The organism is Paenibacillus filicis (genome assembly GCF_038070315.1).
GTDB lineage: Bacteria > Bacillota > Bacilli > Paenibacillales > NBRC-103111 > Paenibacillus_G > Paenibacillus_G filicis.
In genome coordinates, this window is sequence record NZ_JBBPCC010000001.1 from 477,722 (window position 1) to 502,096 (window position 24,375).

The 24,375-nt window shown below is 52.1% G+C and carries 19 protein-coding genes; 9 read left to right on the forward strand and 10 right to left on the reverse strand.

Features of this window, described 5'->3' with window-relative positions:
- Positions 1–9: 9 nt before the first annotated feature.
- On the reverse strand, positions 10–1,650 hold the full coding sequence (locus WMW72_RS02220; protein ID WP_341413768.1) for a helix-turn-helix domain-containing protein: 1,641 nt from the start codon (positions 1,648–1,650) through the stop codon (positions 10–12).
- Positions 1,651–2,075: 425 nt separating this feature from the next.
- On the opposite strand from WMW72_RS02220, the gene helD reads away from it, so the two are divergent.
- Positions 2,076–4,493 (forward strand): RNA polymerase recycling motor HelD, encoded by a 2,418-nt coding sequence (gene helD, locus WMW72_RS02225; protein ID WP_341413769.1) that lies wholly within the window; start codon positions 2,076–2,078, stop codon positions 4,491–4,493.
- Between the two features lie 136 nt (positions 4,494–4,629).
- Here the strand turns inward: helD and WMW72_RS02230 are convergent, their stop codons facing one another.
- Positions 4,630–5,463, reverse strand: a complete 834-nt coding sequence (locus tag WMW72_RS02230; protein ID WP_341413770.1) for an oxidoreductase — start codon at positions 5,461–5,463, stop codon at positions 4,630–4,632.
- A 229-nt stretch (positions 5,464–5,692) separates the two neighbouring features.
- Here WMW72_RS02230 and WMW72_RS02235 point away from each other — a divergent pair, with 229 nt between their 5' ends.
- Entirely contained in the window at positions 5,693–6,172 is a 480-nt protein-coding gene (locus tag WMW72_RS02235; protein WP_341413771.1) for a MerR family transcriptional regulator, read from the forward strand.
- A 278-nt stretch (positions 6,173–6,450) separates the two neighbouring features.
- Here WMW72_RS02235 and WMW72_RS02240 read toward each other — a convergent pair whose 3' ends face one another.
- The 4 genes from WMW72_RS02240 to WMW72_RS02255 form a co-directional block, all read right to left on the reverse strand.
- Entirely contained in the window at positions 6,451–7,905 is a 1,455-nt protein-coding gene (locus tag WMW72_RS02240; protein ID WP_341413772.1) for a 4-hydroxyphenylacetate 3-hydroxylase family protein, read from the reverse strand.
- Between the two features lies 1 nt (position 7,906).
- The gene (locus WMW72_RS02245) at positions 7,907–9,040 is read right to left on the reverse strand and encodes an LLM class flavin-dependent oxidoreductase (protein WP_341413773.1); all 1,134 of its coding nucleotides are present in this window, start codon (positions 9,038–9,040) and stop codon (positions 7,907–7,909) included.
- Between the two features lie 96 nt (positions 9,041–9,136).
- A complete protein-coding gene (locus WMW72_RS02250; protein WP_341413774.1) occupies positions 9,137–10,324 on the reverse strand; it encodes an acyl-CoA dehydrogenase family protein in 1,188 nt (395 codons plus the stop codon).
- A 63-nt stretch (positions 10,325–10,387) separates the two neighbouring features.
- Entirely contained in the window at positions 10,388–11,767 is a 1,380-nt protein-coding gene (locus WMW72_RS02255; protein WP_341413775.1) for an LLM class flavin-dependent oxidoreductase, read from the reverse strand.
- A gap of 461 nt (positions 11,768–12,228) precedes the next feature.
- Between WMW72_RS02255 and WMW72_RS02260 the strand changes: the two genes are divergently transcribed.
- Genes WMW72_RS02260 through WMW72_RS02275 form a run of 4 tightly spaced genes read left to right on the forward strand, consistent with a single transcriptional unit; the run spans position 12,229 to position 16,265 of the window.
- Positions 12,229–13,137 (forward strand): TauD/TfdA dioxygenase family protein, encoded by a 909-nt coding sequence (locus WMW72_RS02260; RefSeq protein WP_341413776.1) that lies wholly within the window; start codon positions 12,229–12,231, stop codon positions 13,135–13,137.
- 24 nt (positions 13,138–13,161) lie between these two features.
- Positions 13,162–13,752 carry a biotin transporter BioY gene (locus WMW72_RS02265; protein ID WP_341413777.1) on the forward strand — a complete coding sequence of 197 codons (591 nt, stop codon included), beginning with the start codon at positions 13,162–13,164 and terminating at the stop codon, positions 13,750–13,752.
- A gap of 42 nt (positions 13,753–13,794) precedes the next feature.
- Positions 13,795–14,613, forward strand: a complete 819-nt coding sequence (locus WMW72_RS02270) for an ATP-binding cassette domain-containing protein (RefSeq protein ID WP_341413778.1) — start codon at positions 13,795–13,797, stop codon at positions 14,611–14,613.
- Positions 14,604–16,265 carry an ATP-binding cassette domain-containing protein gene (locus WMW72_RS02275; protein WP_341413779.1) on the forward strand — a complete coding sequence of 554 codons (1,662 nt, stop codon included), beginning with the start codon at positions 14,604–14,606 and terminating at the stop codon, positions 16,263–16,265. Before WMW72_RS02270 ends, WMW72_RS02275 begins: the two co-directional genes overlap by 10 nt.
- Positions 16,266–16,496: 231 nt before the next feature.
- Here WMW72_RS02275 and WMW72_RS02280 read toward each other — a convergent pair whose 3' ends face one another.
- The 3 genes from WMW72_RS02280 to WMW72_RS02290 all read right to left on the reverse strand — a co-directional run bounded on the left by WMW72_RS02280 (position 16,497) and on the right by WMW72_RS02290 (position 20,121).
- Positions 16,497–17,795, reverse strand: coding sequence for an LLM class flavin-dependent oxidoreductase (locus WMW72_RS02280; RefSeq protein ID WP_341413780.1), 1,299 nt, complete (start codon positions 17,793–17,795; stop codon positions 16,497–16,499).
- Positions 17,796–17,816: 21 nt separating this feature from the next.
- Positions 17,817–19,154: an LLM class flavin-dependent oxidoreductase gene (locus WMW72_RS02285; RefSeq protein ID WP_341413781.1), complete on the reverse strand. Its 1,338-nt coding sequence runs from the start codon at positions 19,152–19,154 to the stop codon at positions 17,817–17,819.
- 94 nt (positions 19,155–19,248) lie between these two features.
- Positions 19,249–20,121 (reverse strand): MetQ/NlpA family ABC transporter substrate-binding protein, encoded by an 873-nt coding sequence (locus WMW72_RS02290; protein WP_341413782.1) that lies wholly within the window; start codon positions 20,119–20,121, stop codon positions 19,249–19,251.
- Positions 20,122–20,371: 250 nt separating this feature from the next.
- On the opposite strand from WMW72_RS02290, the gene WMW72_RS02295 reads away from it, so the two are divergent.
- Entirely contained in the window at positions 20,372–21,268 is an 897-nt protein-coding gene (locus WMW72_RS02295; protein WP_341413783.1) for a LysR family transcriptional regulator, read from the forward strand.
- A gap of 417 nt (positions 21,269–21,685) precedes the next feature.
- Here the strand turns inward: WMW72_RS02295 and WMW72_RS02300 are convergent, their stop codons facing one another.
- A complete protein-coding gene (locus tag WMW72_RS02300; RefSeq protein ID WP_341413784.1) occupies positions 21,686–22,807 on the reverse strand; it encodes an NAD(P)-dependent alcohol dehydrogenase in 1,122 nt (373 codons plus the stop codon).
- A gap of 169 nt (positions 22,808–22,976) precedes the next feature.
- On the opposite strand from WMW72_RS02300, the gene WMW72_RS02305 reads away from it, so the two are divergent.
- Both WMW72_RS02305 and WMW72_RS02310 read left to right on the forward strand, forming a co-directional pair.
- Positions 22,977–23,582 carry a TetR/AcrR family transcriptional regulator gene (locus tag WMW72_RS02305; protein WP_341413785.1) on the forward strand — a complete coding sequence of 202 codons (606 nt, stop codon included), beginning with the start codon at positions 22,977–22,979 and terminating at the stop codon, positions 23,580–23,582.
- A gap of 147 nt (positions 23,583–23,729) precedes the next feature.
- A complete protein-coding gene (locus WMW72_RS02310) occupies positions 23,730–24,314 on the forward strand; it encodes a nuclear transport factor 2 family protein (RefSeq protein WP_341413786.1) in 585 nt (194 codons plus the stop codon).
- Positions 24,315–24,375: the final 61 nt, after the last annotated feature.

A 24,375-nucleotide genomic window follows, 5' to 3' on the forward strand; every position in this document is an offset into this window, starting at 1 on the left:
CATTCCCACTCATGAGAACGCCTTGATTGCTCGCAAAACCTGATCCAGTATAGCACCATGATTGTAAGCCGTATATTCGAACCATGGGCCGGCCAACACCGTATGAATGCGGCTGTGCCGGACCGCCTTCCGCTTCTTCCAGCTGGGCGACTGCTGCAAAGCACTCCAAGTAAGCCGCGACTGGCGATCCTCCGACAACATCACCATGATTCTCCCTGCGTCGGAAAAGTCGGATTCCATCGTCGTCAGCTTCACGAACGCCGGATCAATTGCCGCATTGTGACGCGCGGGAGCGAATGGCAGACGACGCCTGCTCCACGATACAGGATCGGTCGAACCACTGAATCGATAACAATCGTGCCGATCGATCAGGAGAATATCCATCTCTTCCCAGCGGCTTATACGTCCCATAAGCTCGCACACTCGGTCCACCTTCTCGTCATAGGCAGCCAGCCAGTTAACCGCTTCTTCCGTTTTATCCAGAAACGAAGCGGTCAGCAGCAGATGTTCCCGCCAATTCCGGGTTCGCCACGGAATGACCAGTACCGGTGCAATTTCCCCGAGTCCCTGCTGAAACTCGGCCGATCCGTAAGCGTCGATGGCGATGATGCGATCCGGCCTTGCCGCCTGAAGCATTTTGCGATTAATTTCGTTGTTGTGGCGAAGCGGAAATTGAACGTCTGTATGAAACTTCCTGCGGTAATAATCGGTCCAATCGTGATCAATTGGCGCCGCAAACGGAATGACATTAAGCGGTAGCAGCTGGCCAATATTCGGAAAGCTGCAGGCGGCTACTTTCAATTGCCGGTTCTTCAAATAAATTGACGGAGAAAACCCCATCTGCTGTTTGAACATACGCCGGAAATGGCTCTCGTCATGGTAGCCTACATGACGGGCGATCTCTCCGATGGGCTGCACCGAAGCTTCCATCAACCGCTTCGCGCGGGACATGCGCAGTTCGGTTACATAATCGGTAGCGCTGACCCCATATCGCTCCTTGAACGACCTGCGGAAGTGTCGCGAACTCACACCTATGCGCTCCGCCAGACTTTCGATCGAAATGTTCTCCTCGAAGTTCGCGTCCAGGTAGGCTCGGATCATATCCAGAGCGGAATGAATGCCTTGTTCCTTAGACGAAACCAACTCCGAGAGAAGATTGTACATCAATTCATAAAACGCCGCCTGACCGCGCAACCGCTCCAGACTGGAAGGCGCGTGCCAATGACGATAAACCGAATCGCACAAATCAAGGACGAAAGTGGGGCAGTCGTTCGATACAGGGCCGTTTGCGTTATCGGTTGACAGGATGCGCACAAGTTCATCCTGTTCGAGCTGGTTTCCGTACTTCTCGAATAGAAGCGCGTAGCCGACTTCCGCCTCATCCTGTCGGCCGCCCAAATACTCGACCTGTTGTCCCGGCAAACCGAATAAGAAAGCTCCTCTGTTCAAGCTTAGCATCTGGCCGTTTATCGCGAATTGTACATTGTCCCTTTTGGTCGAAACAAGCAAATATGTATTCGGATCGGCCGGAGACAACCACGACGCCCCTTCTTCCAAGTCGTTTATTTTCTCCACTCGAGTCAAACCGAAGCGAAGCTCCCCGATCGATAGAGCGTAAGCATCATCGCGCCGCAAGTTTTCTGTAATCACCTGTGTCCCGCCTCCACTCCATTGATAACAATTCTCATCGTTCACCTATTGTACGAAAAAAGTACGGATGGTTCAACGATCTGCATTTGCTTGTGCGCGGAAGAACCCCGCTGTTCGCTCTCCATGGCGCTCCAAAACAAAAAAAGATGACCCCTAATGAATTCAAGGGTCATCTCCTAGCGGCTTATATGAGCGGTCCTTTATTTAAATAGTCCACAATCCGGGTCCACCCACAGATCTGTCGGATATAAAAAATATATATTGAACGCAAAAAATTGCTATGATATAATCTATAGCACCATTGACAAATTTAAATATTACAGTGTATCCGAATTTATCCCTACTTTAATTCTACATCTGGAACCTTGATTTGTCAATGCACTTTTTTATCCAAAAAAACGGAAAAAGGAGTGTGTTCAGGAGAGATGGCAGCTAACGATTGGCAGCAGGAACAGGAACGGCTGAGACGGGTCAGGAACAAACTGCAAGCGAGAATCGCCGAACTGGAGCCGGAGGTTGCCGGTCTGCGCGATCAGGCTACGGACATTCGAAGGCGGTTTTGGGAAGAAGTTACGATCAACACCAGTACGCAAGAAGATTTCGAGGAGACCTTCTACACAATTAACCAGCAGTCCGCGGTACTAGCCGAACGGGAGCGCGGCCACAAGTTGTTGACACAGCAATGGAAAAGCTTGAACCGTCTGCTCCCCTCTCCTTATTTCGGACGCATCGACTTTCATGAGGATGGCCTGGACCTCAGCGAGCCGATCTATATCGGCGTATCTTCCTTCATCGATGAAGACGGATTGAGCTTTCTGATCTATGACTGGCGTACGCCAATTGCGAGCCTGTACTACGACTGCTCCCCCGGCCTGGCATCTTATGTCACGCCAGCCGGACGCATTGAAGGAACGATGGAGTTCAAACGCCAGTTTCAGATTCAAGACGGGCAAATCCGCAATATGTTTGACGCGAGCGAAACGATCGGAGACGAAATCCTCCAGCAAGTGCTCGGCAAAGGTGCGGACTCGCAAATGAAGAGTATCGTGGCAACCATTCAGAAGGAACAAAACGCCATCATCCGCGATGATAAAAGCCAGATGCTTATCGTACAGGGGGCTGCCGGCAGCGGTAAGACTTCTGTGGCCTTGCAGCGGGTGGCGTACTTGCTGTACAAACACCGCCAAACGATCCACGCGGATCAGATCGTTCTGTTCTCACCGAATCCGATGTTTTCTAGCTATATCTCCACCGTCCTACCGGAGCTCGGTGAAGAAAATATGCAGCAGACAACTTTTCAAGAATATCTCGACTACTGGTTAGGTTCCTCGTTAAAGCCCGAGGATCCTTTTGATCAGATCGAATACGTACTGACCGCACAAGGAACGCCGGGATATGACGCTCGTCTTCAGGGGATCGAATATAAAGCTTCCGATGCTTTCCTGCAAGCTCTGCAGAATTATGGACTGTGGCTGGGACGGGAGGGCATGCGATTCAACCCTATTCGGTTTCGGGACCGTGATCTGATTACGGCGGAACGAATGAAAGCGAAATTTTATGGCTATGACCCTTCACTGCCTTTATTCAATCGTATCGCTCTCTTGCAGGAATGGCTGCTGAAAGAGCTGGCCTCGCTGGAACGCCTGGAACGGGAAGCGCCTTGGGTACAGGAAGAGATGAATTATCTCGACACCGAGCAGTATGAGGAAATCTTCGGCAAGCTGCATAAAGAGAAGGAATTATTAGATCTAGCGGAGCATTACGCCGTAGTTCGCGAGAAACTGAACAACAAGCTCCGGGGAGATGAAGGCGACTTTGACTTCGCCCAGAGAGAGGAAGATCTGCTCCGGCGAAGGATCGTGAAGGAAAGCTTTACACCGCTAAGAAAAAGTGTGAAGAAATTCTCGTTTGTAGATGTCAAAGGCATCTATGGCCAATTGTTTGTCAACGAAGCCGCTTATCGAGAGAAAACAGATGAGTCCGTCCTTCCTCCGCTGTGGGCTGAAATATGCAGGCAAACCAAGGAGGCGCTGCGCCGCAACGAGCTATTCTACGAGGATGCTACTCCATATCTGTATGTGAAAGAATTGATCGAAGGCGTCCGGACGAACACGGAAATCCGGTATGTTTTCGTTGATGAGGGCCAGGACTATTCGTCGTTTCAATATGAATATCTGAAGAAGCTGTTCCCCCGTGCCCGGATGACGGTGCTCGGTGATTTGGGGCAGGCGATCTTCACGCAGGCTACAAGCTTGGATGCAGCCGATTCACCGCTAGTCCGCCTTTTTGGCGAGTCGGAAACAAGCCTTGTCCGCCTGCTACGCAGCTATCGTTCAACTCAGGAGATTGTTGAATTTACGATATCGATGCTTCCAGACGGGGGAGAAATTGCACCGTTTGAACGAAGAGGCCACAAGCCTCTCCTGACGAGACTGCACGGCAGAGAGAAGCGTGCTGCGCAAATTCGGGCAGACATCGAGGCGCTCAGAGCCGAGGGCTTCAACTCGATCGCCGTCATTACGAAGACCGCTGCCGAAAGCCGTGAGGCCTATGAGTCTTTGCGGATTCAAGGAGACGAAGCTCTACAGCTCATTACGAAGGAGACGCTGGGCTTTGAGAAAAGAGTGATGGTCGTTCCTGTGTACCTCGCCAAGGGTGTGGAGTTCGATGCAGTCTTGGTCTACGATGCTTCGTCCGAAGCGTACGGCCGGGACAACGAACGCAAGCTTCTTTATACCGCGTGTACGCGTGCCATGCACCGGCTTCATCTGTACACGACAGGCGATTGGTCGCCATTCGTGCAGGCATTGCCTGCGAATTTGTACGAGAACGCGCCCCATTGACGGATCGGGAGTGACTTCGGCCGCGATGCAAATAGCCTTGGCTGTTAATCGGCCAAGGCTATTTGCCGCTGATCCTCACAGAAAGATTTATCTACATGCCATCCCCCCTACATGGACGAGTGCAGCTGCCTTACCTTCAATCTTGGAAATCTGCGTTCACGGATACTCCCTTCCATGTTTCGAAGTTTTTCAGTGACTCTGTATATTTGTTCACCACCAGATGGTAAGCATCCGATCCAAGCAACAATCGAAGCGGCGGCTCTTTAGACTCAGCCATGCTAATTATGGCTTCCGCAGCTTTTTGGGGATCTCCCGGCTCTTTTCCATGGTTTTCTCCATTTATAAATGGAGCGATGAGATCCTCATATTCCTTGATAGCTGATTTTGTTTTAACGGCTGAGCGGCCCGACCAATCCGTACGGAAATTGCTTGGCTCAATCAAAGTTACACGAATGTTAAAGGGTGCCACCTCTTGGGCCAGGCTTTCCGATATGCCTTCAACCGCATATTTGGACCCATTATAGTAACCCACTCCAGGAAATGAAGCTAACCCTCCAATGGAGGATATATTGATAACATGCCCTGAGCGTTGCCTTCTCATAGAAGGCAGGACAGCATTCGTCATGTGCATAAGACCCCAGAAGTTGATTTCGAACATCTTCCGGGTTTCTTCTTCAACCGCTTCCTCAATGGAGCTAAAATACCCGACCCCAGCGTTATTGACAAGTACGTCAATCCGGCCGAAATTCTCCATAGTGGCACTTACTGTTTTTTTAATTTGATCGGGTTTTGTCACATCAAGCTCCATAGCCAGAACGTTATCCGTGTGCCCGCTGACAAGATCCATAATGGAGTTAAGACTTCTTGCTGTCACCACAACGTTATAACCGGCTTCAATTGTTGCTTTGGCAAGTTCTCTGCCGAATCCAGTGGAACATCCGGTGATCATCCAAACGCTATTTTTATTCATCTATCTCTCTCCTTTAGATTCAAGCTGTTGATACAAAAAAAATTCTAAAGTTTAGAGTATAGTCTAAGTCAAGCAACTTACGAATAACTTCCTGGTTGAATAGCCGAAACCTGCGAATTCTAACGATCACATAGCAGGCAGTGGATCAGGGCTGTTTGAATATCGCGTTGACTTAGAGCACACTCTAAGCTATACAATAATCATATTTTCATAAAAAGGGGCTAACACATTGGGATACACAATTAGTCAGGTAGCCGAGATGACGGGAATAACTGCACATACACTACGCTTTTATGACAAGCAAGGCTTACTGCCCTTTGTTGATCGTAATAAGGCGGGCAACCGAGATTTTAAAGAGAGTGATTTGGAGTGGCTTGCCGTCATAACCTGTTTGAAAAAAAGCGGGATGCCCGTGAAAAAAATCAGGCAGTATGTGGATTGGGGCATGGAGGGGGACGTCACCCTAAATCAGCGTCTTGAAGTATTTGAAACACATAAAAAAGTGGTGATGGAGAAAATGGCTGAACTGGACAATTATTTAAAGAAAATAGATGATAAGATTTGGTATTACAAAACAGCTATTGATTATGGAACTGCAGCGATACACTCCCAAACAAACTGTGTGTGGACAGATGACGAGTGGCGCGGTACATCCTTTCCTTCTCAATCGTATGCCGATCGTTCAGCTTCTCTTCCCGCTCCAACATGAGCTTGAACTTTATTTAAGGTCAGTTCATGCTTCAGTTGTTGCTCGATCTCCGTCTGATTAAGACGTGATCTTGGCGGGAATCGCCACTCTAGCCCCATTCAAAAAGGTAAAATAAAAAAACGACATCTCTGCCGTTTTGCCCTGTGCTGAAACTTGTACCGCTGCATACGCGTCCGTCACCTGCCATACTTATAGGGCAGAGTGAAACAAGCTTAGCCGCTTCTAGCCTGACCGTACCTTACGGCCAAGGAGCTTGGAGCGGCAAAGCTTTGCCCGGATTACTTGCGCAACAAAGCCGGTTCCGTCTCCGCCAGCAGCTTCCACACGGGGTCCGTATAATAGGCCTTAGGCTCGCCGATGTACTGATTCGCATATCCGCGGATCGGATCGCCGGCATAGAATCTTTCGTACAGCTCATGCCGGGAGCCGAGCTGGCTGCCGACCAGATCCCAGGCCAGCTTGAACAGCTGCACCTTCTTGGCGGCGCCGACGTTCGCTCCTTCGAAATACCGCTCGACCAGGCTCGCGAACGGACCTTCAAAGTTGGCGAACCCGGACGGCGGCTGCATGAATCCTCCTCCTCCGACCTGTTGGAGGATTTCGATGGCGCGCGGGTAGAAGGTAGAGCCGATATTTTTGGCCGTCTCAATATACGAATACGCCGGCACCAGGATGCCGGAAGCGTCCGGCTTGGCTTCCGCCTCGGAGGCGACCAGCAGCCCCCTGACGGTATGGACCTGGATGAGCAGCTCACCCAGCTTCTGCTTGACGTGTAGGAAGGACTCGGCTCCGATCGATTCCGCTACGGCAAAGGCGACGCCGGTTACGAATTCGAGCTTGGCCAGCAGCCGGACCCCTGCGTGGTGAAACGCCAAGGAGCGCGTCGTATGGAAATCACGAACTTTGATGATGGCCGCGGGGTCCCCGTACAGCAGCACCCTTTCCCAAGGAACGAGCACATCGTCAAACACCAGCACCGCGTCCATCTCCTCATACCGGCTGCTCAGCGGATGCTCCTGATCGCTCAGCTCCGCGAACGACTCCCGACAGATGATATGGAGACCCGGCGAATTGGCCGGTACGATCATAAGCAGAGCATGCTGCCGGTGCGACTCGACGGGCTGCACGGAATTAATGATGAAATCGTGCGTATAAGGAGCTCCCGTTGCGATCATCTTGGCGCCGCGCACCACGATGCCCTCGCTTGTCTCCCGGACGACATGAAGGTAACGGTCGGCATTTCTTCCGTCATCCAGCCCCCGCGAACGATCGATCTGCGGATCGGCGGCTGCGGTGGTGAGAAACAGGTCATTCTCCCGTGCCTCTTTATAATAGGAAGTAATTTTATGCTCGAGGTGCGGATGAAGCTGGCCCAGCTCCTTCCTGGCCCCATACCAGGACGTAATATAGGTCCGGGCATAATCCGACAGACGGCTCATCACACCGTGCGTGCCTTTGGCCCAAGCCGTGAACGCGCGATTGCGCCGATCCAGATCATCCCGGCTGTACGGCACCAGAAAAGAGCTATGCCAATAATCGGTTCGGCCCTCCGCCTTGTAGCCGACCTCGTCCCGGACGGCAGGATCGTCTACCATATCGAACAGCCGCTTGATCGTTTGCAGCGTTCCCCGAAAGGCCGGATGGTCGGCCACAGACTCTACCTGACGGCCGTCCAGCCATACCTTTCTTCCATCCTGCAAGCTGGATATAAATCGGTCTCCTCTTGTTGTCATCCTACAACGCTCCTATCTGACGTTCCGCCGTCTTCGCCTTCAGCAGCGGCATCAGCAGCCGGCCGGCGATCTGTGCTTCCTCAAGATGCGGGTACCCGGAGAAAATAAAGCTCGAAATCCCCACCTCCACATACTCGGCGATCCGGTCCGCTACCTGCTCCGGTGTGCCGACGATCGCCACCGATCCCCCGGTCCGGTATCGGGATATGCCCGCCCACAGATTGGGCCCGATCACGTAGTCATCGGCTTCCGACTGCCGCCATAAGTCCGTCTGCCGCTGCTGATTGCGAGCATCCAGCCGGCTCTGAGTCGCCAGGGAAGATTCCTTGGCTTGCGTATTCCCTTCCGCCAGGCTGATAATGTCCCATGCAGCCCGCCATGCTTCCTCTTCGGTCGGCCGCACTACGAGCTGCGCCCGAAGTCCGTAGCGCAGCGTGCGGCGGACACCGGTTTGCTCTTCGAGCTGACCCAGCTGTGCCTCCATCCCGGCGATTTGCTCCTTGATCATGTCCACGGGCTCGGCCCACATCAAATACACATCGGCGATCTGCGCGGCAACACGCCGTGCAGAAGCGGAGCTGCCGCCGAAGTAGATCGGCGGATGCGGCCGCTGGATAGGCGCCGGTTGGCTCCGTCCGCCCTCGATCTCATAATACCGGCCTTTGGCTTGTACCCCGGCCTCGTCGCCGCCGGTCCATACCTTCTTGACGATATCGACGAACTCCAGCGTTCTTGCATAGCGCCCGTCATGGTCATCGTACAGAGGGTCTCCGGTCGCCTTCAGGTCGTCCGGATTGCCACCGGTCACGATATTGATGAGCGCCCTGCCGCCGGATAAATAATCGAGTGAAGCCCCCATGCGAGCGGCCAGCACAGGCGCGATCAGTCCCGGTCGCATCGCCACAAGCGGCTTCAGCGTGCTTGTCCGGGCGGCAATCGCCGCTCCGGCGATCCAAGCGTCGGTGCAAGGGCCACCGGTCGGAATCAAGACAAATTCGAAGCCCGCCGTCTCCGCCGCTTGAGCCACTTCGGTTAAATAATCCAGCGTCCCTTCCCGCTCCGGCTTAACACCGGCGTATTTCCCATCTCCCGATGTCGGAAGATGCCAACCGAACTCTATCGGATGTTTCGTCATATTCCCACTCTCCGTTCCTTATGTGCCATCTGGATGACGTTCTGTATGCGCTGCTCCTAGGTTTACACGGCTTCTTCCTGCCACGGTCAGACCCCGTCAGGAATAGTACCCGGGCGTCGGATACTCCCCGGTCAGCACCCATTTCCCAACCTGGCGGAGCTTATACTCCGCCGGATTATGCAGCGTATGCGTACGAACATTGCGCCAGAAACGATCGAAGCCTTGGGCTGCCGTGGCCGACCTCGCCCCCATCACCTCGAACATGCGGCTGGTCACCTCCAGTGCCACATTGCCGGCCAGCACATTGGCCGACTGGAACAAGATGGACGCTTCGCCCCGTTCCTCCGGTGTCGTAGCCTCCTGCTTCTCCCAGATCCGGTCGAACTTGTCCAAAGCCAGGTCTGCCAGTGCCTCGGCTCCTTCCACCTGGATCCACAGCTCGCCGTACTGGCGGTGAATCGAGGGATCGTCCGCCGCCTTCTCCACCCCTGACGCGATCCAGGGACGTGAATGGGCCAATGTGTATTTGGCCGCTTCCGTGATAGCCCCTCGCGCGCTGCCAATAAATACATTCGTCAGAATATTGAACGACAGCAGGGCGATGATATACGTGAATCCCGTTTCTTTCTCGTTCGTCGAATGAAGAATTTCATGCTCATCCACGATCACATGCTCGTAGCGAACCGTTCCGCTTCCCGTCTGACGCTGCCCCATCCCGTCCCAATCCTCGCAGACGACCACGCCTTTGCGGTTCGTCGGGATAAAGCCACCGATCGGCTCGAGCGTTTCCTCGTCCCACCATAAGACCGACAAATAATCGGAGCCCGGCGAGCCGGAAGAAAAGCCCTTCACACCGTTCACAATATAGCGGTTTCCGTCCCGCTTGCCGAGCAGCCGCCGATCCATCACATTGCCGGAGTTGCCCCAAAACCACTGATTTCGGACCGATTCGGTAAAATAATACCGCTTCTGCTCCTCGCTGCCGACCATGTACAGCCTGGTCAGAGGAAGGCAGTGGTACCCGTATAAATGGCCGATCGAAGCGTCAGCCCGGGACAACTCCCGGACGATACGCAGAATGACCGACCACGGCTGCCCCCCTCCTCCATATTGCACCGGGATAAATGCACTCAAGAGGCCGCTCTCCCGCAGCAGGTTCAATTGGGCCGTAGGGGTTCCCCCGGCTTTATCCCGTTCGACCGCATCCTTGGCAAATTGCTCCGCCAAGCGGGCGGCAAGGTCTATATAATAAGCGGCTTCTTTTCTTTCCGTTGTCACACTCATCTCTTTGTCTCCCCGTCTCTAGTTTGTGGGTCATTCTGCAGGACATGGATTAGGCGATATACTTCAGATGCGAGCGGCAAGCTGGCGAAACTGCGTGCCCGGATGCCCGTCCGGCAGCTTGCGGACCCCTTGCCCGAACAACCGCTCGCGGAATGTCCCCGGCTCGTAGTGCTCCCGGTAGATCCCTCGCTTCTGCAGCTCCGGCACGACCAGCTCCACGAAATCCCGAAACGTGCCGGGCGATACGAACTGCCTGAGATTAAAGCCGTCGATCCCGGACTGCTCGACCCAACTTTCCAATTGGTCCGCCACCTCTTCGGGCGTTCCGATCGCCAGCAAACCGCGCGCCGACAAGGAGCCCATCGATTCCACGATCTGCCCTACTGTTTTTCTCGTCGGGCTATGTTTCGTATAGCGGGCAGCATCCGTCTGGATATGATCCGATTCGGCATATTCCAAGTACTCGTCCTTCCGATAGGCCGACAAGTCGTACCCGCTGCCGCCTCCGTAATGCGCAAGCACCCCTTCCACACTGAGCAGCTTCGCGTACTCGTCATATTTGCGCTGCGCTTCCTCGCGCGTGCGGCCGACGATAACGGAGAGGCCCGTGAACATTTTGATATGATCCGGCTGTCTGCCGTATTGCGCCGCTTTCTCCCGAATATCCTGGGCATGCCGCTTCAACAGCTCTAGGCTGGGAGCCTCCAGAAATACGCACTCCGCGTGCTTAGCTGCGAATGCGCGGCCTCGATCGGAGCTGCCCGCCTGATAAATAACAGGTGTGCGCTGCAGCGACGGTTCGCTCAGATGAGGCCCCGGAACCTTGAAATGCTCGCCTTCGTGGTGAATATAATGAACCTTATTGGGGTCCGTATAAATGCCGCGCTCTACGTCGCGCACGACGGCGTCATCATCCCAGCTGCCCTCCCACAGCTTGTAGCATACCTCCAAATACTCGTTCGCGATCTCATACCGCTTGTCGTGCTTGACCATATGATCGAGGCCGAAATTCTTCGCGGCACTAGGCAGATGAGAGGTCACGACATTCCAGCCGACTCTTCCATTCGTCAAGTGATCCAGGGTAGACATTCTTCTCGCATGGGCGAACGGCGGCTCGTACGTTGTTGAGAACGTCACCGCAAAGCCCAAGTGTTCCGTGACGACCGCCATCGCCGGGACCAGCAGCAGCGGATCGTTGATCGGCAGCTGCACCGCTTCCCGGACGGCCGGATCCTTGCTGCCTTTATAAATGTCATAAACGCCGACCACGTCGGCCAGAAACAAAGCGTCGAATTTTCCTTGCTCGAGAAGCTGCGCCAGCTCGGTCCAATAGCGGAGATCCTTATAACGGTGGCGGTTGTTCTCCGGATGACGCCACAGCCCGTGAGATAAGTGACCTACCGTATTCATTTCAAAAGCGTTCATATGGATGTGTTTCTTCATGCTGTGATCTTTCCTCTCATTCCTGATTTTGCAAAATCCGGGCAAAAAGCAAAAAAAGCCCGTATTTTGCACCTATGAACAGGCCATAGCTGCAAACCAACGGAGCTTCTAGTTAACTAGTCAGCGCGATTTTTGGTTAACAATTCATATAATTCCTATAAGTTTACTAAGTATTATAACAACATGTCTATGAGAGTTCAACCGTTATTTTCAGAACCAACTGATGGAATGAATGGGTAGTCACCATTTTCAAACTTCCTTGCATTTCGGTTATTGACAGCTGATTTCTTTATCGCTTATCATGTGATCTAAACTCAGTGGAATAGTGGGTTTAATCATACCCGTTCCACCATCATCTCGCTGACCAGACAACTGGAGGCCAGAATTGCCGCATATTCTTGCGATTATTCTGGCCTTTTGTCATGGTACGACAAGCGAACAGACCTAGGAGGATGCAGACATTGAGTACCACACAGCCAAGCAGCACATCGACAAGCTTAGAGATTATCCCGGTTACCGGGCGGATCGGCGCCGAGATCAGAGGAGTCCAGTTATCCGGCGATCTGGACGCAGCTACCGTTCATGAGATTCGCCAGGCCCTGCTTCGGCATAAGGTGATTTTTTTCCGCGGGCAGCAGCATCTTGACGATACCGGCCAGGAGCAGTTCGCCCAGCTATTAGGCGATCCAGTGGCCCATCCTACCGTTCCGGCCAAGACGGGCACCAACTATATCATGGATTTGGATACTTCGCACGGCGGAGGCCGCGTGGACTCCTGGCATACGGACGTCACGTTCGTGGATGCGTATCCGCAAGCCTCCATTCTGAGAGCTGTCGTCATTCCGGCTGTCGGCGGGGATACGGCTTGGGCGAATACAGTAGCGGCCTACGAGGACCTGTCGCCCGAGCTTCGCGAGCTGGCGGAACGGCTGTGGGCTGTGCATACCAATGACTTCGATTATGCGGCGCAGCGCGTTCACTTCACGGAAGAAGCGGCGGAGCGCAACCGGCAGGTGCTAGCCTCCACCGTGTACGAAACCGAGCATCCGGTCGTGCGGGTTCATCCGGAGACTGGGGAACGTTCGCTCGTGCTCGGTCATTTTGTGAAAAGGCTAGTCGGCCTATCCACCACGAATTCCGCCCACCTGCTCTCCGTCCTGCAAGGACACGTCATACGCCTTGAAAATACGGTGCGCTGGCGCTGGGCGGTCGGTGACGTCGCAATATGGGACAACCGTGCGACGCAGCATTACGCCATCAACGATTATGGCGACCAGCATCGCGTCGTGCGCAGGGTTACCGTGGCCGGAGATGTTCCGGTCAGCGTGGACGGCCGGCACAGCGTGACGAAGATCAAACAACGTGTATAACTCTGCATACGAAGGAGACTCTCTATGAAAAGCATCTCAACTCGCGGCCTCATCTTTAGCGCCTTGTTCGCAGCTGTGATCATCGCGATCAGTTACTTGAAAATCGTCCTGCCCATCTCTCCCGTACCGATTACCTTAACCACCCTAGCGATCATGCTGACGGGTGCGATCCTCGGGGCGCGTTACGGCACACTGTCGGTCCTTCTCGTGCTTCTGCTCGTAGCGGCCGGCTTCCCAGTCCTGGGCGGCAGAGGCGGCATTTCTTTGCTGATCGGTCCCTCCGCCGGGTTCATCTGGGCGTGGCCGTTCGCTACGTTCCTGATCGGATTTTTCGCGCAGCGGATCAAGAAGGATCAATATACGTTCGTCAAGCTGCTGGTGATCACCTTCGTTTTCGGGTCCCTCTTCCTCTACCCGAGCGGAGTAGGCTGGCTGGCGTATAAAACGGGAATCGATTCCTTGTCCAAGGCGCTTACCGGCGGGATGTGGCCGTTTCTGCCTGGAGACTTCGCCAAAGCTCTGGTCAGCTCGGCTGTCGTCACGTCCGTATGGAAGGTTTATTCGACAGAACGGATCATCGGCCTCCCGGAGAAGACCGCCCATGAGAGTGTTTAGCCCTAGCATCACGATGACAATCAGCAAAGAGGGTTTTGTCCAATGATTCAAATCGAGTCCGTCAGTTATGCCCACCGCGACGGCGAGAAGCTTATCCATGCACTGCAAAATATTAATCTGACGGTGAAGCAAGGCGAATGGATTTCGGTCACAGGAGCCAACGGCTCGGGGAAATCGACGCTTAGCCGGATGCTCAACGGATTGCTTGTTCCGACGAAAGGCACCGTGCAGGTAGCAGGCCTAGATCTGGCAGACTCCAAAAACCGGGAGCTCGTCAAGCAGAAGGTACAGCTCGTCTTTCAAAATCCGGATGCGCAGATGGTCGGCTCGACCCCGATCGAGGATGTGGCGTTCGGCTTGGAAAATCGAGGCTATTCCAGCGAGGACATGAGAAGCCGGATTGAGGAGGTGCTGCGCAAAGTAGGCCTGCAGCATAAGTTTCATGCGGACGTCTCCTCCCTGTCCGGCGGTCAGAGGCAAAGGCTCGCGATCGCTAGCTGCCTCGCTCTTGAACCGGATTGCCTCATCTTTGACGAGGCGACTTCCATGCTGGACCCTGTGGGACGGCAGGAAATATACGGCATCGCCCGCTCCCTCTGGCGCAAAGGCATGACCGTCGTTTGGATCACGCAGCGGCTGGAGGAGTTGCCCGGTGAAGGGCGCATTGCCGTTTTTGAAAAAGGGACGATCGTCTACGAAGGCGATGCGCGCACCTTGTTTTATCATTCCGAGCTGCCTGCCCGTCTAAGGTGGGAGCTGCCTCCGGTCGTTCAGATCGGGCATTTACTCAAGCATCAAGGCACGCCGGTCGACCAGCTGCCGCTCTGCGAAGAGGATTTGGAGGATCTGGTATGCGAATAGAACTATCTAACGTCAGCTTCCTGTATGAGAAGGATCACGCCTTGCGGGATATCGACGCGCAGCTTCCCTCAGGCAAGCTTACCGTTCTGTGCGGGAAGACCGGCAGCGGCAAATCGACCTTGCTCCACCTGCTCTCGGGCCTCGAGAAGCCTTCTTCGGGCACGATCGTGTATTCGGAAGCGAATCCTCGGCAGCGGATTGCCATCGTCTTTCAAGCGCCGGAGACCCAGCTCTTTGCCGGATCCGTGCGACAGGATATCGAATACGGCTTGGAGCTGAAGGGGATTCCCCGCCAGGAACGGCTGGACAGGACCTCGCAGGCACTGGCCAAGGTCGGCTTCGATCCGGCTGCCATCCTGGACCGTTCCCCGTTTCTGCTTAGCGGCGGCGAAAAAAGACGGGTAGTCATAGCGGGCGCCCTGGCCCTCGAGCCGGACATGCTGATCCTAGACGAACCGACAGCTGGACTAGACCCCTCTTCCACAAAGGACTTGCTGGACGTGCTCGTCCAACTGCGGTCTCAAGGATTGACGATTGTGATCAGCACGCATGACCTGGAAACCTTTTTTCCATTGGCGGATCAAGTCATGGTGATGCTGCAGGGACGCACCCATTACAACGGGCCGGCACGAGAGCTCGTCTCCAGTCCGCATATCCTGGAGTCGGCTGGACTGGAGGTTCCGGCAGCCACCCGTATCGCCTACCGGCTGCGGAGCCAAGGCGTACCGGTAGACGTGCCTGTCAGCATGGACGAGCTGCTGTCCGCCTTAAGCGCGCATAAGCTGTCCATCCGGAGGAAATCGCTCGATGAGCATCCGGACACCGCGCCAAACGCCGAGTCTGGACAGGCTTCATCCGGAAGCGGAGGTGACGCGCCCTCCCCTTGGGAAGCGCTCGAAACGTCAGGCTCGCTGCTCAAGAGGCTCGACCCGCGGGCCAAGTGGCTGGGCATGGTGATTCTTTCGCTCGCTATCCTGCATACTAGCAGTCTGTGGGGAACACTCGCTTCGCTGCTGGTGACCGCCGTCATCCTGAAGGCCGCCGACATCTCTTGGAGAAAGACATGGAAATTTCTGTCTCCTTTTTTCCTTCTGTTTATCTTCCTATGGCTGTTTGCCGCCGTCTCGATCGGCTCCGGCGATGTTTCGATCGGACCGTTCGGCCTCTCCTATAGCGGAGCCATCAAGGGCGGCATCGGGGTGTTTGGTTTTTTATTCATTATCGCTCTGGGTCTGGCGTTTACCGAGACGACATCGGGGGTACCCCTGCGGGAAGGGTTCGAATGGGGCATCCGGCCGCTCAGGCGGATCCAGCTCCCGACTCGAGACTTATCGATGGCCGTCTCGATCACGATCCAGTTTGTTCCCTGGATTCTCGAGAAGGTCGGCCAGCTGCGCAAGGCGCTCGCTTCCCGAGGCCAGGACACGATCGGTATGCGCAAATGGACGCCTCGGCAAATCTCATTCCTGTTCGTTCCGTTGCTGATTATCGTGATCAAGATGGGAGATGAGCTCGTATCCGCCATCGAATCCCGGGGCTACGACCGGCAGGCGGAGCGAACCTCGTGGTATAAGCTGAGATGGTCGGTGAAGGATACTTGGGTTAGCGGTCTCGTTGCAACGGCCTCTTCTCTATTATGGTGGTTCGGGTAAACCGGATCGGTTATGGGGTAAAAGAACAACGCGCCGGCATGAACCTGCGCGTTGTTTTGGATTGTCCTTGGTGCAATTAAATGTTGGCGCACCTGCAATTTAGCTATTCCGTAAAGGCCCCATGACTTTCAGACAAAGAAAAGAATGATATCCTTGATTGCCGCTCAAGTATATCATTCTGATAAAATCCCTATTGAATGACTAAGCCTTGATTAAATCACTGCGAGGCACTCAAAGCCCCAAATGCCCGCGGAGGGTATCCGTCTCATACTCGGTTCGATATAATCCTCGTTCCTGGAGCAGAGGAATCACTTTGTCGACAAAGTCGTTAATTCCTTCCGGGATGATGGGACCCGGGCTAATGATAAATCCGTCGGCCGCTTCTTGTTCAAACCATTCTTGAATCGTATCAGCAATGTGATCGGGCGTTCCAACCAGCAGGCTCCCGTTTCTTGGAGTTGCGAGCCGCAAAGCGAGCTGCCGCAAGGTAAGGCTCTCCTCCTTAGCCAAGCCAACCATCCGGTCAACCGCGCTGCGATAGCCGTTGCTTCCCGCATCCACCAACTCTGTGGGGAACGGTTCGTCCAGTGGATATCGATAAAGGTCGATCCCGTTGAAATACTTCGCCAGATCCGTTAGCGCGTCCTTGATATTGACAAGTCCGGCGATTTCCTCGTATTTCCGTTCAGCCTCCGCCGGCGTATCCCCGATGATGATGCCAATACCGGGAAGGATGAAGAGCTCGTCTCGGCTTCTTCCGAAAGCGGCAGCCTTGTCCTTAACCTCCCTGTAGTACCGCTTGGCTTCTTCCAGACCATGTTGATGCGTAAAGACGATATCCGCCGTTCGCGAGGAGAACGCTTTGCCCGCTTCCGACGAACCGGCTTGGACAAGAACCGGGTGTCCCTGCTTGGACGAGGTAATATTCAGCGGACCTTGAACCGAGTAATAGTTGCCTTGATGGTTCAGGACATGGAGCTTGGACGGATCGAAATAGATTCCTTTCTCCTTGTCGACTACAAACGCGTCATCCTCCCAGGAATTCCACAAGCCTTTTACGACTTGAACGAATTCCTCCGCCATCAAATACCGTTCATCATGATCAGGCAAGGTGCTTTTGCTAAAGTTAAGTGCCGATCCCTCTAACGCGGAGGTAACCATATTCCACCCCGCCCTTCCATCGCTGATCAAGTCGAGCGAAGCGAAAAGCCGTGCCGCGTTGTAGGGCTCGGTGTACGTCGTTGAGAGCGTGGCCACAAGCCCGATGCGGGATGTTACGCCCGCCAGCGCAGTTAGCAACGTTAATGGCTCAAGCCGATTGAGCAGATGCGGATGAGACTGGGCGTTGATATAGAGTGAGTCGCCGACAAATACGAAGTCGAGCTTGCCGGATTCAGCCTTACGTGCGGCATTCTTGTAATAGTCAAGATTGATGGCCGCATCGGGCAGGTCACGCGGATGCCTCCATACCGCCGTATTCTCTCCTCCTCCGCTTAGAGCGGCTCCGAATACCAATTTTCTGCGTCCCATGAGAAGCCCCCTCTTGTCGTTCTATTTGGAAATGTACGATGCAGCATAGCGGTTAGCGGGAATTGGCAAGCCAAGGTGGCCATGAAGCGTATCGGCCTCATACTCCTCCCGGACGAGGCCGCGCTGCCGCAAAATCGGCAGTACCAAATCGACGAATTGCTCAATGCCATCCGGAACGATCGGTCCCGGAGCAATGATAAACCCATCCGCCGCCTCGTTCTCGAACCATTCCTGCATACTGTCCGCTATTCGCTGAGGCGTTCCGATAAACATCCGTTCCCGCGGAGTAGCCGCTCTTTGGGCCAACTGCCTCAGAGTCAAATTCTCTTCTCTGACCACTTTACGCCATTTATCCGCCGTGCTTCTATAGCCGTCCACCGTCAATTCTTCAATGGCGACAAACGGTTCGTCCAGCGGGTATCTGCTCAAGTCTGCATGATCGAACAAACGTTGAAGTCCCTTGAGCGCCTCATCGATCTGAATAAGCTCGCTGACCTCTCGATACGCCTGCTCTGCGGCTTCTTCCGTTTCCCCGGCTATCACGGTCGTTCCTGGAAGAATCAGAATATCATCGGGTGAACGGCCGTAGGAGACAGCCAATCCTTTGACATGCTTATAGAATTCCTTCGCATCTCGGATGCTGTGGTGTTGGGTGAAAATAACGTCGGCCGTCTTGGCGGCGAATGCAAGTCCCGCTTCCGATGAACCGGCCTGGACGAGCACTGGACGGCCTTGTCTTGAACGGCTGATGTTAAGCGGCCCTTGAACGGAGAAGAACTCTCCTTGATGGTTCAGGGCGTGAAGCTTATCCGGGTGGAAATAGCGCCCGGACTGCTTGTCCAAGGCGAAGGCGTCATCCTCCCATGAATCCCACAGTCCCTTCGCAACCTCGAGAAACTCTTCCGCAAGCCGATATCGAAGATCGTGCTCCATATGAGATTCGCGTCCGAAGTTCGCCGCGGTGCCCTGCTCCGCTGTGGTAACGATATTCCATCCGGCTCTCCCCCCGCTAATATGGTCGAGGGATGCGAACTGCCTTGCTACATTATAAGGCTCGCTATAAGTGGTAGAGGCTGTCGCAACCAGACCGATTCTGGATGTTGCTCCCGCAATGGCAGTCAACAAAGTGAGCGGCTCGAATCTTCTTAATAGATCCGGATTCGATTTGGCGTCGATATACAAACCGTCCGCCACGAAGATGAAATCGACCTTGCCGGCCTCCGCTTTGGCGGCCGCCTGCTTATAATAATCGAGATCGAGGGCAAAATGGCGCGGAGATCGCGGATGTCTCCATACTTCGCGATGATTGCTGCCCGTGGTCAAAGCGAGTCCGAATTTGAGCTTCCTTTGGTTTGTCAATGGATGCAACCTCCTGTTCATATGCTTCACTACAGCCTTACAGCCGCTTGTCGAGCTTGCGGGTGAAATCATTGCCGAAGACTCCGTTCGGTTCTCACCAAGCGAAGTAGATGCTTCCCTTATCAAACTTGGACAAATAGAAGTCTTTGACGGCTTGAGAATAGTAAGCCTCCTGTAAAGCTTTAAGCTTCGGCGACCCCGCTAGTTCCGGCCGGGTTGCGGCAATAATGTAAAAGTCCTTCGCCTCGGAGGATTCGACAGCGAGCGCGTCGCTGAACTTGAACCCTGCCTGGATTCGCAAGCTTTGATAGAGGAATCCAGCATCCACGTCGTCCAGCGCCCGGACGAGCACCGAATTGTCGACTTCTTTAATTTTGAATTTACGAGGGTTCTCGATGATATCCGACGGTTTCAGCTTTGTTGACTGGATCCCCTCCTTCAGCTTCACCAGTCCGGCATTCTGAAGGATGACCAGCGCTCTTCCCCCGTTCGTCCCATCGTTCGGAATGCTGATTGTCGCTCCTTCTGGTAGTTGCTCTAAGGATTTGTATTTCTTGGAATAAACGCCATTCGGGGAAAAGGTCGTTTTGAACGCCTCAACCAAGTTGGTTTTGTTCGCTTCGTTGTAGGACTTTAAGAACGCCGTGTGCATGCCGATGTTGACGTCGTACGTTCCTTCCAATACTTCCTTATTGGCGATAATGCCATCCGTAGGAATTTCGTACTTCAGCTCGTAACCCTGCTTCTCCAATTCCTTCTTCAGAATCGGTGCCAATTCGTCATTGCGGTTGACTGCCGATACGAGCAGCTTAATCGTCTTGTTCTCCGCCGGGGCTGCCACACCAGCCCCCCCATTTGTCGAGGAAGCAGGACTTGTTTTTTCCTTCAACGCTTCCGATTTTGATCCGCATGCGCTAATAATCGCTATGACCGCGAGCATGAGCAGTAGGAACGATTTTCTGATCATTTTATTCTCTCCTTGAGTTTCTAATATTCAATTATTCCGCTGGGGTTAATTGATATTGTAGCATAGAAGAAATATAGCCATTATCGATACTTCATAATAGCTGTCATTAAACTTCATAATATCGATAGGTTCGGCATAGCTCAGCCTTCGGGATGAAATAAATAACATAGTTTTCCGCTCATTTTAATGTATAATTAAATGATAAGACAAGTTTGGCTTCTTCAGAAGCTTACTTCTAGGAGTGGACCCCATGGATATCCAATATTTCTTTACTTTTCGCGAAGTGGCTCGCTGCCAAAGCTTGACGAAAGCCGGAGAGCGGCTGGGCTACGCGCAGCCGACGATCAGCGTTCAAATGCAAAAGCTGGAAACTCACTTCGGGACGAAGCTTTTCCTTCGAACCGGGAACAAGTTGAAGCTGACGGACGAGGGGACGAAGCTATTAAACTATGCAGACCAAATGGTTGAAGCTTATTTAAACGCGATCGATCATATCTCCAAACAGAAAGAAATCAATATCGCGATCGGTACGACGGAGACGCTGGCTGCTTTTTATTTGCCGCCCATTTTTCAGACATTTCGCGATATCTACCCCAACGCCAACGTTAAGTTTTTTCCCGCTTCCAATTCTGAGATCATTCGGCAAGTGAAGTCCGATGAGATTGATCTGGGAATCGTGCTGGAGAGTCAGCTATCGGACCCGGAACTCAACATCACGACGATTCGCCAAGAGGAACTTATCATTATTAGTCCGAAGGAACACGCGTTGAGCGGCAAGAAACGAGCGACGGTTCAGGATCTGAACAACAATTCCTTCATCCTGACAGAGAAAGGTTGTACCTATCGTGCTGCGCTTGAACGAACGATGGAGGAAAATAAGATCTCCTATCAAGTCGTTTCCGAAATGGGCAGCATGGAGGGCATTAAACAATGCGTCGTCTACGGCATAGGGATCGCCTTCGTCCCCCGAATCGCGGCCGTCGAGCATCTGGAGAAAAACCTGATCTGCGGAATCCCCGTCCATGAAGGGTTGATCGAGCCTTTCTTTACTCAGCTGCTCCTTCATAAAAACAAGCATGTGTCCCCGCCGCTTCAAAATCTAATCAATCTGTTGGTTCAAAATCACGCTACCGCTCTCAAAGCCTAGCAAATACCTTAGCGCCAATCTTTTAAACCGATTTGCATGCAGCGAAAACCTCTTTTTTTACAGACCGAATGGTCTGATTTGAACGTAATTTGACTGATCGATCCAATAAGGGCAAATAAACGAACCACAAAAGTGCTTCTCTTTATCGATTAAGCACGGACAGGGTAAGCGCCGTGATGTCATCCAACACGATTTTCATCCTGTAGAAGCCTCCTTTCTGTCCTATACTACCTGTACTGGATCGTTCAGTCAAGAAAAAGCGTGAGCCGTCGTTTGAACGTCGGGTGAAATTCTAATACTAAACGCTGACCTCTAAAGTAATAAAAAGCTCCGAGTATGATGGCGCCGGTTACTGTACAACCAGTCCATCATACACGGAGCTTTTATGTTATAGCTCACAGTTCTACTGTGAACCCCTTATTGACCCGGAACATAGTCCTCATCCATAATTAATACAGGCTTCACCACTTTGCCTGATAAAGAATCAGCTGCCGCTTGGTTAATGTCCTCGAATTTGTAGAAACTAACTAACTTATCGAAGGCAAAGTTACCTGCTTCAAAAAACTCAATGAGCTGTGGAATGGACAGCTGCGGAATACTGTTACCCATCAAAACGCCTTGAATGGCTTTGTTTTGTGCAGCCAGATCCATAAACGTATTAAGCTCGATAGGCTTGGTGGTCCCACCGACAGGTGCAGCAACACCGCCCTTGGCTAATACTTCAATCGCTGTACGAATAACGGGTGGAACACCCGTGGTATCCACGGTATAATTCACGCCTTTGCCATGGGTAAGCTTTTTGATTTCTTCATGCACATCAGCCGTCTTACTATTAATAACATGCGTTGCACCCAGTTCTTTTGCTGTTTCCAAACGATGATCATGAATATCGATTCCGATAATTTTCGTACATCCAGAAATTTTCGCGGCCATCATAGCAGCAAGACCCACTGCACCCGTTCCAAATACAGCGATGCTTGAGCCCGGTGCAGGCTTCAAGCCATTAAGTACAGTACCGCTACCTGTCATAAATCCACAGCCTAGCGGTCCAACTAAACGCAGGTCTACCTCTTTCGTTACCTTTGTAAGATTACGCTCGCGTGCTAGTGTATAAGTGCTAAATGAAGATTGACTAAAATAGTTGGAAACAGGAGATCCGTCCTCACGATGGAAGTAATACGTTTCATCCGCACGACGACCTCTTTCATTTAATGTTCCCCAGTCATCACATGACGCTGGAACACCTGTTAGACAACTGTCACAATGTCCGCAATATTCGAATGAAAGAACAACATGATCGCCAGGCTCGAAGCCGTGCACAGCAGAACCTACTTTTTCTACGATACCTGAACCTTCATGTCCAAGAATAATAGGGAATTTATACATCGTTTGCTTGGTACGTACGAAATCATCAGAGTGACACATACCAGAGGCAACCATTTTAACTAATATTTCATCTTCACGCATTTCACTAATCGTGAGATCTTCCAGTGCATAGGGGGCGTTCATTTCATTGACAACAGCTGATCTAATTTTCATGTTAAAACCTTCCTTCGCACATTGTGGATAAGAGCGCTTACACATCCATATCATAAGTTCAATACTTGGCTATATCAATAAACACAGACCTCCAATGTGTTGATGTTTCAACAAAATGAATGAATATGATGAATATAAGCTTTATTTTTAACAAAATGAGGTGATATCGTTGAGTGTCACACGACGCCAAAAGCATCAATTACAGTCGATTAGCCTGCTCAAGCAAGCCTTAGTTGACCTTATCATAGAAAATGGAACATCTGATAAAATCACAGTTAGCGAAATATCTGGAAGAGCAGATTTGAATCGAGGAACCTTTTACACACATTTCAAGGATAAAACGGAGCTGCTAGAAGCTTTATTTCATGATGCTATTGAAGGGATTAAACAAGCTCTAACCTCTCCATATAAACATGTAAATCGAGTTGACTTAAGCTCTGTCGTCCCTTCAACTATATTGTTATGTAAGCATATAGAGCTTCATAAGCGCCTTTTTACGGCTCTGGACATGGTGGATACCTCGCCAACTGTATATGAGCGCTTAGAGCAAATGCACTGGGATCTTTTCACGAAAGACATCCAAGTTGAGCATGCACATGCTACTCTAAATACCGATTATGAAATTATGATCAGCTTTCAATCCCATGCGATAGAGGGCGTCATCAAATATTGGATACGCGGCGACTTTAAATATTCTGCGGAGTATATGTGTAATCAAATAACGACTCTAGTCTCTAAGCCAATTACCGCTATGATTATGAGAAACAATCATTAAATCCTCTCCAGCACGTATGCGCCATCCTCGGCAAGAACCTGCCCCTTTCGAACCTAACATGCAAAATGAACCACAACCTTCATGCCAATGAAGGTTTATTTTTCATGCGCCAGGGGACAGTATACCAAGAAGATTCGAATGAGCCGAATGGACAAAAAAAATGAGCTGCACGACAAAGCTTTACTAACTTGGCTCGGTTATTATGAGGTTAGAAGTGAAGCAACCCATATGGATACACACAATAATGAAGAAAAAGGTGAGGAAAACATGGCAACTGTGAATAAACTATCCTTAGATGAAATCGCTGACCGTGATGCTATACGCGATCTGATTGATGCCTATGCATTTTGTGCAGATACGAGAGATGCTGAAGGTCAAATGGCACTGTTTACTGAAGATACTCTCTTTAGAGTATATATGGATGAACGCCAGGCTGAACCCTCCCAAATCGTGAACAGCAGGAAGGAATTAGCGCCTATTTTTGATAACTTAAATATTTATACCTCCACCGTGCATTTTAACGGCCAAAGTAAGATCGTCCTATCTGGAGATACTGCAACGGGGACAACCTATTGTTTTGCTCATCATCTAACAATCGATGGTGATGATAAGAAATTAATGGTAGCCACTATAAGGTATTACGACGAATTCACCAAAATTAATCAGGAGTGGTTTTTCAAAAAAAGAGATCTCAAGGTTGCATGGGTTGAAACTAAACCTTTGAATAGCTAAAACGCCTGTCAACTCGACTCAGGTTTGTCCCGAGCAAATAAAGAATACCAAAACACCTGTC